9 protein-coding genes are annotated in these 12,922 nt (G+C 43.1%); 3 read left to right on the forward strand and 6 right to left on the reverse strand.

Translation table 11 applies throughout. The annotated features are described in order from the left end of the window. The first annotated feature begins 727 nt into the window (after positions 1–727). The 3 genes from argS (at position 728) to B2575_RS03565 (ending at position 4,715) form a co-directional block, all read left to right on the forward strand. The gene (gene argS, locus B2575_RS03555; protein ID WP_296240166.1) at positions 728–2,557 is read left to right on the forward strand and encodes an arginine--tRNA ligase; all 1,830 of its coding nucleotides are present in this window, start codon (positions 728–730) and stop codon (positions 2,555–2,557) included. A gap of 102 nt (positions 2,558–2,659) precedes the next feature. Further along, entirely contained in the window at positions 2,660–3,475 is an 816-nt protein-coding gene (locus tag B2575_RS03560) for an SPOR domain-containing protein (RefSeq protein WP_296240167.1), read from the forward strand. A gap of 145 nt (positions 3,476–3,620) precedes the next feature. Then, positions 3,621–4,715 (forward strand): PTS transporter subunit IIC, encoded by a 1,095-nt coding sequence (locus B2575_RS03565; RefSeq protein ID WP_296240168.1) that lies wholly within the window; start codon positions 3,621–3,623, stop codon positions 4,713–4,715. Positions 4,716–4,819: 104 nt separating this feature from the next. Here the strand turns inward: B2575_RS03565 and B2575_RS03570 are convergent, their stop codons facing one another. The 6 genes from B2575_RS03570 to rdgB all read right to left on the reverse strand — a co-directional run bounded on the left by B2575_RS03570 (position 4,820) and on the right by rdgB (position 12,418). Then, a complete protein-coding gene (locus B2575_RS03570; RefSeq protein ID WP_296240170.1) occupies positions 4,820–5,770 on the reverse strand; it encodes a c-type cytochrome in 951 nt (316 codons plus the stop codon). Positions 5,771–6,090: 320 nt separating this feature from the next. Continuing rightward, entirely contained in the window at positions 6,091–7,101 is a 1,011-nt protein-coding gene (locus tag B2575_RS03575) for an SDR family NAD(P)-dependent oxidoreductase (RefSeq protein WP_296240171.1), read from the reverse strand. 225 nt (positions 7,102–7,326) lie between these two features. Further along, positions 7,327–8,640 (reverse strand): ATP-dependent protease ATP-binding subunit ClpX, encoded by a 1,314-nt coding sequence (gene clpX, locus B2575_RS03580; protein ID WP_087814795.1) that lies wholly within the window; start codon positions 8,638–8,640, stop codon positions 7,327–7,329. Positions 8,641–8,754: 114 nt separating this feature from the next. Further along, complete coding sequence (gene clpP / locus B2575_RS03585) at positions 8,755–9,459, reverse strand: ATP-dependent Clp endopeptidase proteolytic subunit ClpP (RefSeq protein ID WP_270896824.1); 705 nt, start codon at positions 9,457–9,459, stop codon at positions 8,755–8,757. A 448-nt stretch (positions 9,460–9,907) separates the two neighbouring features. Beyond that, a complete protein-coding gene (tig, locus tag B2575_RS03590) occupies positions 9,908–11,251 on the reverse strand; it encodes a trigger factor (RefSeq protein WP_055125866.1) in 1,344 nt (447 codons plus the stop codon). A gap of 513 nt (positions 11,252–11,764) precedes the next feature. Continuing rightward, positions 11,765–12,418: an RdgB/HAM1 family non-canonical purine NTP pyrophosphatase gene (gene rdgB, locus B2575_RS03595; protein WP_296240174.1), complete on the reverse strand. Its 654-nt coding sequence runs from the start codon at positions 12,416–12,418 to the stop codon at positions 11,765–11,767. Positions 12,419–12,922: the final 504 nt, after the last annotated feature.

A 12,922-nucleotide genomic window follows, 5' to 3' on the forward strand; every position in this document is an offset into this window, starting at 1 on the left:
GCATAATCCTATAAAGTAGTAACGCCGCCTTTATTTATTTCTATTATTTTATGAATCTTTCGATAATAATTGCCTTCAAAATGAAGTATCACCATTCATGATATAAGCAGTAATCCATAAAATAAGTCAGAAAAAAGCAGGCAGCAATACAAACCGTTATTATAGCGCGGAAGCGAGCAGGTATAAACTGCTGCTAAGTATGAGACAACAGTAACGCTACAATTTGCAGGGCTGACTGATCGGTAACAGCGCTAAATCCTGATCTATTTAAAATATTTTAATCTGACTTATCGTGAATGAAAGCACAGGCAACGCGTCTGTTAGGGCGTGTCTTCAATTCAATCAATCATCCTCTAAATGGGCTAAAAAGGGCTAAATTTTGCCAAACATCGTCAAATAGCTTATCAATATCTCGATATTGTTTGCGCTATTTTCTTTGTTTGACGGCAATTTATCTCCTTTTTATCACCATTTTTACAATGAGGGCACGCCCTAGTCACTTAAATTATCAGTGTTAACTGTCATAACCGTAAGATTTTAGTGCTAATTTTGATGCAAATGGTGCAATGCAGGGCAAAGATTGTTATATTTACAGGTTACTTATCTTTTTTGTATTATTTTATCCCCTGCAATGTCGGTCGCTATTATAATAGGCAGTTATTGGCTGCTCGCATTCGCCACATTTTTATACCGTTTTTGTTGTTTATTTAATTGAGTTCAAATCCTTATGTCACAAGCCCAAATTGATACACTTGCATCACTATTTAACGATGCGATTCAAACCCTACAAGCAGATGGCACGTTACCAAGCGATTGGCAAAATAATAGCCAAATCACCCGTACTAAAGACTTAAGCCATGGTGATTTCGCCAGTAATATCGCGCTGACAGCGGCCAAAGCTGCCAAGGTCAATCCACGACAGCTTGCCGAAAAAATCGTCAATGCGCTGCCTGAAAACCAAGACATTCGCCAAGTAGAAATCGCAGGTCCAGGCTTTATTAACGTGTTCTTAAATGCGGAAGCCAAATTTGCGGTATTAGATGATATCTTTGCCTTGCAAGATCGCTTTGGTTTAAGCGATCAGTTTGACGGGCAGAAAATTCAGGTTGAGTTTGTCTCTGCCAATCCAACGTCAAGTTTGCACGTTGGGCATGGTCGCGGTGCAGCGTTCGGTATGAGCGTGGCAAACCTGCTGGAAGCGATTGGTTATGACGTCACGCGTGAGTATTATGTCAATGATGCGGGTCGGCAGATGGATATCTTGGCGACCAGTACCTATTTGCGTTATCTGGAAAGCAACGGTGAGCAAATAATCTTCCCAGTCAATGGTTATCAAGGTGATTATGTCAGTGACATCGCCCAAACGTTAAAAGCGCAACACGGTGATCATTACGTTCATAGCTTTGCAGCAATCGCCAAAGATGTGCCAGCAGATGCTGAGTTTGAGGTCAATGCGGACGGCGAAAAAACACTGCTATCAGGTGACAAAGAAGCGCATATTGATGGCTTGATTGCCAACAGTAAAGCCTTGCTTGGTGAGGGTTATGAGCTGTTTTTGAATGCCGCATTGAGCAGTATTTTAGCCGATATCAAAGATGACTTAAATGACTTTGGTGTGCGCTACGAGTGCTGGTTTAGCGAACGGTCTATTGATAGCGATATTGAGCCAGTCTTGCAAACCTTAGACGAAAAAGGCTATCTATACGAAAAAGACGGTAATATTTGGTTTAAATCAACCGATTTTGGTGATGAAAAAGACCGTGTTGTGCGCCGTGCCAATGGCCAATCTACTTATTTTGCTTCTGATATTGCGTATCACAAAAACAAATTTGATCGTGGTTTTGATAAAGTGGTCAATGTTTGGGGTGCCGATCACCATGGTTATGTGCCACGCGTAAAAGCTGCTTTATTGGCGCTTGGTATTGATGCTGAGCGTTTAGATGTGGTGCTTGTGCAATTTGTTGCATTATGGCGTGGCAGTGAAAAAGTACAAATGTCCTCGCGTTCAGGTCAATTTGTCACCCTGCGTGATTTACGTACCGAAGTTGGTAACGACGCCGCGCGTTTTTATTATGTCGCCCGTAAGCCTGAGGTGCATATTGATTTTGATTTGGAGCTGGCTAAATCACAAAGCAAAGACAATCAAGTGTATTACATTCAATACGCGCATGCTCGTGTTTGCCGAGTATTAGAAAAGCTACAAAATAGTGGTCTTGTGGTAGACGATGCGATTGGTTTAGAACATCAAAACTTACTTAGCGCACCAAACGAAGACGAGCTGATTAAGCTATTAGCAGGATATCCAGCGACATTATTACGCGCTGCGACGGGTTATGAGCCACATGTCTTGACCAACTACCTTAAAGAGTTGGCAGCGCTATTTCATGGTTGGTATGACAGCAATCGTATTTTGCCAGTGAGTTTGACCTCAGGTGAGACACCAAGCTCGGATGAGATGGAATTGATGCAAGCCCGTTTGCGTTTGTCTAAAGCCGTACGTCAAGTATTGGCCAATGGTCTTAGTTTGTTAGGGTTGTCGGCACCATCTAGCATGTAGTTTTTTTCTAGTATATAGTAACTTTCTAACATGTAGTATGAGTATAGATGACTGCCAGCCATAATTTGATGATAGTTAGATTCAGTAGGGAGAACCAGATCCATGCTAGCCAAAAAACCTAAAGGTGCGACTGAAAAACGCAAAACAAGTAGCGTATCAGGCTTATTGTGGATGTTTGTCGGGGCGGTATTGACCCTTATGATAGGGGTATTTATATACTTGTCACCATTATTTGATTTCAGTCCCGCTGACAGCACCGCTGGTAATGATCCTGATCGTCAGGTGCAGCCACGTGTCGACACTGATACTGATAATGGTGATTATGAGTTCTATGATATTTTGCCCAATCAAGAGATGGCGACTATTCCTGATGAAGATATTGCTGAGACAGGCAATGATCGCATAGGGGATATCAGTGCCTTTGAGCCTGATGTGGTGGTGACTCAACCTGAAGATGGCTCAGCCAGTCGCAATGATGATACTGGTAACTTTGGTATCTCTGAAAACACGGTTATTGCGCCTAGTCGTGGTAATAACGCGGCTACCAGTAATAGCGGCGATGACATTGTGATCGTTGAAGAAGACGCGACCTATGATGGATCGACGCCTACTAGTAACAATAATACGTCCACCAATAATGCAGGCGCAGGTACTGCTAGCGTTCAGGCTGCAAAACCTGCGGCAACTTACATTTTGCAGATAAACAGCTTCGGTGATGCGGATGAGGCAGATCGTCGTCGTGCCCAAGTGCTGATGGCGGGTGTAGACGCTAGAGTGGTTAAGAATACGACGGGTAATGGTTTGCCAATTTATCAGGTTATTTCTCGCCCGATGAATAATCGCCAAGCAGTAACCACTGCTCAGCAGCGCCTACAGAATAATGGTATTGACTCCATTATTGTTGAACAGCGTCGTTAAGTTATGCTGTTTAATGACAGTTATAGCTCTTTATGAATAATAAAAAAAGCGTCGCAATGACGTTTTTTTTATCTCTGATTTTTAGCAAAGTTATTTTTCTGTTGGTTTATTACCTTTCATCAAAAATTTTATAAAGAGCGTGGCTATGACTGTCTCTCATTTAGCAACACCGCCTACTGGCTTCATTAAAGCATTTTTCCAAAAGTATTTTATTGATGCGTTTACTGGCATGGCTTTAGGGCTATTTGTCACATTGATTGCTGGTCTAATCATCTCGCAAATCGGTGGCTGGTTAGATTTGCCCGCATTGGTTGCGGTGGGCAAGCTTGCCTCAGTACTAATGGGTGCGGGTATCGGAGTAGGGATCGCCTATTACCTTAAAGCACCGACGCTCGTCATGCTCAGCTGCTTGGTGGCGGGTATGCTTGGCGCACACTCTGAAGCATTAATGGCAGGGACGTTATTTACGCCCCAAGTAGGCGGACCTGCGACCTTTGCCGCGTTACCGGGTAATCCGATAGGGGCGTATTTGACCTCAGTATTTGCTTATCGTGCTGGTACTTGGGTCGCTGGCAAAACCAAGCTTGATATTCTATTGGTTCCTTTATTGGTATGCGCGGTAGCATTAGCAGTTTGCGCCCTATTGAATCCACCTATCGTCGCTGCGGTCGCTGCCATTGGTCAAGGTATTCAAGCGGCCACTGAGTTACAGCCTCTGTTAATGGGTATTGTGATTGCAGTGGTGGTGGGTATTTTATTGACATTGCCAACGTCCAGCGCTGCTATTTGTATCGCAATTGGGCTTGGTGGCGTAGCAGGCGGGGCAGCAGTGGTAGGCTGTGCGGCACACATGATTGGCTTTGCCGTTGCAAGCTATAAAGACAACGGCGTCAGTGGCGTGATATCTCAAGGTCTGGGCACCAGTATGCTACAGATTCCTAATGTGTTAAAAAAACCGCTGGTGTTGTTGCCTGCTGTGATTGCTAGCGCCATCGTTGGTCCTATCGCGACCGTAGGCTTTGGACTGGCATGTACGGCAACGGGTGCAGGTATGGGTACTGCTGGATTGGTCGGCGTATTTGGAGTGATTGAAGCGTCACAAGATATCATGAGTACGGGTCAATTATGGACAGCGATTATTTTGTTGATGTTTGTATTACCTGCCCTAATTGCAGGGGTGGTCGCTCATGTGATGCGCCGCGTGGGCTGGCTGGTTGATGGTGATATGAAATTGCCTTAAATTAAAGATAAAGGACGCAAATTGTCCTAACTATCAATAGTAAAAAAGCCCAGCTACTTAAATAGCTGGGCTTTTTTACTATATAAATTATGAGCTTGTTTTAATTAGCGGCGTACATCTTTAGGGGCATCACCATTTGGCCAGTCTTTGTCTTTGTTGGCTTTGATAGGTCGCGGCAGATGGGTAAAGTAAGCGGCAATATCGACCGCTTCTTGGTCACTAAGCGAGTTACCTTGACCAAAGGGCATTTTGCCCTTGATAAAGGCCGCTGCTGTATAAGTTCGCGCCATACCTGCGCCATCGTTGAAGGACTTGTCTCCAGCTACTGCTGGATAGATATAAGTGCCATCGTCGTTATATTGACCTTCGCCGTTTTCACCATGGCAAACCCTACATTTTTCAGCAAACAGCTTTTTACCATTGTCCGTATTTGGCTCTAAAGTTTTGTCTACCTTAACAAAACCGCGACCTTCAGGCGAGACACCATAAGGCAAACCCTGTGATAGCCAGCTCATATAAGACACCATCGCATTCATATCATCTGAACCTAGATCAAGTGCTTTGCCATTCATTGAGCGTTCAAAACAGCCATTGATGCGCTCTTGTATTGAATTAACGCGACCAGCACGTGACCGATAAATAGGATAAATGCCCGGCATACCATTCCAAGGCGCCGCGTAAGCCTCTGAGCCGTTACCCAAGTGACAGCTGGTACAATTCAACTGGTTGCCGACATTGTCAGGCATTTCTTTATAAGTATGATTGGCGATTTGTAAGCCGCGACGTACTGCTGCGCCGAACTCATCATCTGGAATAGTGGACTCATCTGGCATGCTAACGGTCAGTTTGGCGCTTGGATTTGCAGCCATCTCGTCTTTAATTTCTGCGGCACGTGCCTCAAGTGACTTAACTCGGGCCAATGCTTCAGCTTCTTCGACACGGTCGACAGCCTTGGTATCTGATTCACTACAGCCTGACAGGCTAACCGCACCAATAGCAAAGATAGCAGCCAGTAAAACGGAGGAAGAGGGTTTGACCCTTAAAAGTATTTTCATTGGAATATCCTTATTATCAAAAATAATATGTAATAATATATTTTTATGATAATTTAGCTGTCAAAATGACAGAAGTAATCTTAATTTTTGTGCAAAAAATCTGAATGAGTCATCAATCTGTAAGTTGCTAGAAACATAATTGTATCAAATATTAAATAATTAAAGTATATAAATAGATAAAGTGTTTTGGCTTTAGAGGGACATGAATCAATTTCATACCGTATGAAGAACCATATTGAAAGACAGTGTTGAAATACTCCCCACAAAAAAGCGCTTAAANNTTTAAGCGCTTTTTTGTGGGGAGTGATTTTTAAAACATACTATTTTGGCGTGCTTGATTTTTTATGGCGGCGTGGTTTGAGCTTACGAGAGAGCGTATGGACATCGTTCAATATTTGACTGTATGTCGCTGGAAAGACACGCTGTACCGCGTCGATTATTTTGGCATCATTGCCAATCAGACAGCGCGGTTGATTGGTCGCGGCAGCCTGCAAAATAATCAAAGCGGCATTGCTTGCATCAAATTTCAGGAATTTATTAAAGCTCTGAATGGCTTTGGGGCCAGTACGCATGCCAATGTCATTGATACTATCATTGCCACGGGCACTATTGGCGATATTGGTTTTAATCCCGCCGGGATGAATGCAGGTCGCTGACACACCGCAGCGCTGAATATCTAGCTCTTGACGTAAGCTTTCGGTAAAGCCGCGTACAGCAAATTTACTGGCGTTATACGCAGATTGTGACGGCTGCGCGGTTAAGCCAAACAGGCTTGAGATATTAATGATGTGACCATGCTCGTTAAGTTGGCGTGTTCTGTTTTTTTTGCTGCCATTCGTCGATTCGCTTTGTTTGACACTATTTTTAATTAATGGCAAAAATGCCTTGGTGCCATAGACCACACCCCAAAAATTGATGTCCATGACCCATTCAAGCTCGCTAATGCTACTGCCTTCTACGGTCGAATATAGCGCAACGCCTGCATTATTAAAGATGAAGTTCACTTTGCCATGGTCTGCCATGACGCTATCTGCCCACGCTTCCACGGCTTTATTGTCTGAGACATCAAGCACCGTCATAGTCGCTTTTATATTATAACCGACGAGCAATTCTTTGGTCTGTGCCAGTTGCGCCGCGTTGATATCAGAGAGTGCCACGTGGCAGCCCATCTTTGCCAAATGAATAGCCAACTCGCGCCCCATACCAGAGCCAGCACCCGTAATAGCCGCGACATGATTATGATAATAAGGGGCAATATCTTGGTCTATCGTGGTATGAAAAGGCAAGTGTTGACGTAATGAGGTTGCGATAGAAGTAACATTGTTAAGCATGATAAACAGTCCTTTGTTTCATCAGTGATAGGTGTTGGTAGTACATTTACCTTAGCATGCTTTGTGGCTTTAGCTATGAACGATTGATAGACGCCGCTGTCACTTTATCCATACATTGGCTGTCGTAAAAAGATCATAAGTGAGCAGCCATAAAAAAACGTCTAGCATAAGATATGCTAGACGCCTTTACTTCAATGACAGTTTTAATAAAGCTGATAACCACCGCTAAGCATCTATCGCTATTTGCTCTGAGTCGTCGGTAGAAAAGATGATTTCAGGTGTTTTACCTTCATTAATCACTTGCTCATCGACGATGACAGTCTTGGCATTTTTCATCGAAGGCAACTCGTACATAGTCTCAAGTAGCGCATTTTCAACGATAGAACGCAAACCACGAGCACCAGTCTTACGCGCCATGGCTTTTTTGGCAATCGCATCGAGCGCTTCTTTGGTAAAGCTAATGTCAGCGCCTTCCATATCGAATAGATACTTATATTGCTTAACTAAGGCGTTTTTTGGTTCTGTCAATATCTGAACCAATGCATCCTCGTCCAGCTCTGTGAGCGCAGCAAGAACAGGAAGACGACCGATTAATTCAGGAATAAGACCAAACTTAATCAAATCTTCAGGCTCTACTTGTTGCAGTAATTCTGAGCTGCGTTTGCTATCATCTTTTGAGCTGACATCGGCGTTAAAGCCAATGCCGCCTTTTTCTGTACGCTGCTGAATAACCGCATCAAGACCTGCAAATGCCCCACCGACGATGATTAAGATGTTACTCGTATCAACTTGGATCAGCTCCTGTTGAGGATGCTTACGGCCACCGTGCGGCGGAATGGCAGCGACCGTACCTTCGATAAGCTTTAGCAACGCTTGCTGTACGCCTTCGCCTGACACATCACGCGTGATAGACGGGTTGTCGCCTTTTTTACTGATTTTATCAATCTCATCGATATAGATAATACCTTGCTCTGCTTTACTGACATCGTAATCCGACGCTTGCAAGAGCTTTTGTACAATGTTCTCAACGTCTTCACCAACGTAACCCGCTTCCGTTAACGTCGTGGCATCGGCCATGGCAAAAGGCACATCCAGTAGACGCGCCAAGGTTTGCGCCAGCAAAGTCTTACCAGAACCCGTTGGGCCAATCAGCAAGATATTGCTCTTAGCCAATTCAACCATGGCATCGTCAGCGCCAATCTTCGCTTTTTTGCTGTCATTGGCTAAGGTTTGGCTAACTTTTAGACGCTTATAATGGTTATAGACGGCAACTGCTAGTGCTTTTTTAGCAGCGTCTTGTCCAATGACGTATTCATCAAGCTTGGCACGCAGCTCTTTTGGCGTTGGTAGCTTTTTATTGACCCAAGAAGTATCAATATCGCTGTCATCATCGCCATCTTCAGCGCTATCGGCGATTAAATCGGTACATAGCTCAATACATTCATTACAGATATTGGCATCGTCAGCGGCAATCAGCTGCTGTACATCGCTTTTGGCTTTGCCGCAAAACGAGCAATGCGGGGTGTTATCTTCTGCCATAAAAGGCGCTCCTAAAATTTAAAACTTACAAATATTTTGATTTTTACATCAAAGCCAAAACGTATAACGCTCAGGCTTTTGATGCCCATCAAAGCTTTTGCTCTTATGCGGTAATTATAAAGAAGTAGGGCGGCGCTCTAATACTTCATCAACCAGACCGTATTCTTTGGCTTCTTTCGCATCTAACCAAAAGTCACGCTCAACGTCTTTTTCAATTTTCTCTAATGGTTGACCAGTACGCTCAGCCAAAATCTCATTTAAACGGGCACGCGTTTTTAGAATTTCACGCGCATTAATTTCGATATCGGTTGCTTGACCTTGCGCGCCGCCTGAAGGCTGATGAATCATGACACGAGCATTGGCAAGAGAATAACGCTTGCCTTTTTGACCAGCCGCGAGCAAGAACGAGCCCATGCTATAAGCACCGCCCATACAGATGGTCGATACTTCAGGTTTGATGAAGTTCATGGTATCAAAGATTGCCAAGCCTGCACTCACCGAGCCGCCTGGTGAATTAATATACAAATGAATGTCTTTGTCTGGGTTTTCTGCTTCTAAAAATAGCAACTGTGCAACAATCAGATTGGCCATATGGTCTTCGACTTGACCTGTCAAAAAGATAACGCGCTCACGCAATAGACGCGAGAAAATATCAAACGAGCGTTCACCGCGAGAGGATTGTTCAACGACCATTGGCACTAATGCTGCATGCGCAGCTTGAGGGGCGCTTTGGGTATATTGCATGCCTTGTGCGTCATTATGCGCACTCATCAGCATATCAAAATGTGGGTTGGCAGTGATGCGATCATAATCTGTCATAAAGATGTCCTGTTTATAAGTACATAAAATAAAGGGATTGAAGTTAGCGAGCGGCTACGCTTGTATGGCTGCTCATCATGTTAGATGTTGCCGCTTTTTAATAATATTCGCTGGCTGAAATAATAAGCGCCAGATATCGCTAAAAATAATTGAGCTAATGGTAACTTTTTTATTGAGGCAATAGTAACTTTTTCATGTGAAAAATAATTTTCTATTTATAACATGAGTGCTATTAATAAAATGATTGACTCACTATTAATAAGGCGTCTGTAACCATTTATCAAGGGGCTTGGTGATAAACTGTCTATAAAGATAGCATATAAATCCCCAATAAAAATGCCCTAACACATATGTTAGAGCATGGCGTTAGAGCATGGCGTTAGAGCATGTTTAGATTGAGATTAGCAAGTTGCCATTGAATGGCAACTTGCTAAGTTATCTCACTAAATTACATGCCTTGCTGCTGTTGTTGCTGTGCAGCTAGCAAGTCTTGGTAGCTAACTTCTTTGTCAGTTACTTTACCTTGCTCGATTAAATAATCAACTACTTGGTCTTCTAGTACCACAGACTCAATGTTCGCGCGCTGCTGCTTGTCATTGGTGTAATACTCGATTACTTCGCTTGGATCTTCGTAGTTTTCAGCGGCTTCTTTGATGAAGGTTTCAACGCGTTCTTGATCGACTTCTAAGCCTTTGGTATCGATAACGCGAGCAACGATGATGCCAAGACGGGCAGCACGTAGCGCTTGCTCTTCAAATAGCTCATTTGGCAGCATGTCTTTATCGAAGCTATCAGCATTGGCACCGAACTGCTGAGAAAAACGTTGCATCATCATGTTGCGTTGACGCTCGATTTCTTGCTCTAGCATCGCGTTTGGTACGTCAAATTCGTTCTTTTCTAGCAATGCGTCAAAAGTCGCTTGCTTAACTTGGCTACGAGCCGCGTTTTTGATTTCGCGTTCCATGTTTTTGCGAACGTCTTCTTTCAACTTCTCAATGCCGCCTTCTTTCACGCCGAATAGCTCAAGGAACTCTTCGTTGATTTCTGGTAGCTTAGATTTTTCAACCAATTTTACATTGATTTTGAACTGAGCTTCTTTACCCGCTAAGTTTTCAGCTTGGTAGTCTTCTGGGAAAGTCACGTCGATAACTTTCTCTTCGCCAGCTTTCATGCCTTTGATACCCGCTTCAAAACCAGGAATCATCTGGTTGCTACCGATAACCAGTTTGAAATCTTCAGCAGAACCGCCTTCGAATTTTTCGCCATCGATAGAGCCTTCAAAGTCAAAAGTTACTTGATTGCCTTTGTCCGCTTTACCTTTTTTCTCAACGAATTCTTCACGTTGCTTTTGAAGGTTTTCGATCATAGTGTCGACGTCTTCTTCGCTTACTTTAGCCGTGTGACGCTCAACTTCGATCTCATTGATACCTTGCACGTCTACTTCTGGGAAGATTTCAACAGTGGCTTGATAAACCAAGAAATCATCTTCAAGTTTTACGTCGTCGATGTTAGGCATGCCAACCGCGCGGATGTCTTCAGATTTGATCGCTTCAAAAACGGTATCACGGATCACATCGTTGATGACTTCTTGTTGAATGCCAGCACCGTACTGTGAACGGATGTGTGACATAGGGACGTTACCTTTACGGAAACCGTCAATCTTGGCAGTTTTCGCAACTTGGCGAATACGACCTTCGACTTTGTTTTGAATTTTTTCGACAGGTACTTTAACTGTCAATTGGGTTTCTTTATTAGATAACTTGTTGGTTGTGACTTGTAAATCTGTAGCCATGTTGATTACACCTTTAGGATTAAATAGTACGTTTGATTAAATAGTACTTAGGGTTAAATGGTAATAGACAAACCGTGCCTCAAATTACGGGCGTGTACCATGGGTTGCCGTTGGAATAAATAGGGGATAGCGATAGCGCGCAATGTCAAAGTCAGTACCTTGAGCAATCGCCTTTGGTCACCACTGGCGCTGACTGATACTAAAATGTGAAACGGATATCTTAGTAATAGGCGCTATCAGATATCAATCATAAACCGTTAATGCACCGCATAATAACGCTTTTTGGTGAATTATACAGACAAATAACGGCTTTCAACAAAATTTTAAAAGTAGAACAGTATAATCTATCTGTTTATTAAAGTAAAAATTATCTCTTTATCGTCCATTCACTTTGAATCTGCTACATCGTCAATCTCGCTTAGAGTACGATTTGTACCTCTGCGCTCGACTTTCTTGTATCAGCATTAATAGATAAAGGGCTAAATTGAATCGACTATAAGATTTAAGGGTTATCTACAACGGTAACTGCGCCAATAATTGCTGAATCGCTTGACCACGATGACTGATGCGGTTTTTATCGGCAGCACTTAAGCTCGCTGCGCTAGCTTGTAACTCTGGCAACCAAAACAGCGGATCATAACCAAAACCGCCATCACCATGCGCTGTCTCTAAAATCTCACCTTGCCATAGACCTTGCGCGATAATCGGTAGAGGATCATCAGCATGGCGCACCATCGCCAGTACGCAAACAAATAACCCTTTAATAGGCTCGTTCGCGTGCTCAGTACGAATAGGCTGCAAGTCAGCGATGAGCTTGGCGTTATTTTTAGCATCGTTACCGTGTTCGCCAGCATAGCGAGCAGAGTAAATCCCAGGTGCGTTACCGAGTGCAGGCACACATAGTCCTGAGTCATCAGCAATCGCAGGCAGTCCGCTGATACGGCTGGCATGACGCGCTTTAATAATGGCGTTTTCTACAAAACTTAAACCATCCTCAACTGCATCTTCGATATCAAGCTGTCCTTGCGGGATGATTGTCACATCCAAATCTGCCTCGGCAAACAGCCTTTTAAACTCAGCCAGTTTGCCTTTATTATTACTGGCGAGCACCCATTGATTATCAGGGGTTGATTGGATGGAGGATCGTGAGGTATTTGTGGTGCTCATAGGGTTATTCCGTTATGTCATTATTAAGAATATGGTTGGTGAAAGTATGATCGGTTTTTAAATTATATCGGTATCTTAATGCCAATTTCATCAGTTTATCAGTCAGCTAAGTGCCTAGCACGATTGGCATGGTAAGGCATTCTGCGCTTAGTCTATAGACAACCAAAGGCTATACTAACAGTGTTATCCATAACATTTGGTAACTGATATTTGTCGCTACTGTTGCTATAATAGCCGCCAAGCTACAGTGAATGATATCTTATGGCTTGTGAATATTAAGTTAATAAATGCTTATGAAGTCAAGCACTTGGCTTTTGAGCAAACTGTAACAAAAGTAAGTTAATTTTGGATTCATAATAATACGTGATACTGTGTTAAACAATAAACGGTATTAAGCAATAATATTCATTTCAAACAATAAACTCAGCCAATTTAGTCCGCCATTTTATCGTGTTTTTTATCATGTAAAAATAGCGTAAAATTCAGTTTCTATAATGAGTTTTT

This window comes from Psychrobacter sp. UBA6739, from assembly GCF_002453835.1.
GTDB lineage: Bacteria > Pseudomonadota > Gammaproteobacteria > Pseudomonadales > Moraxellaceae > Psychrobacter > Psychrobacter immobilis_A.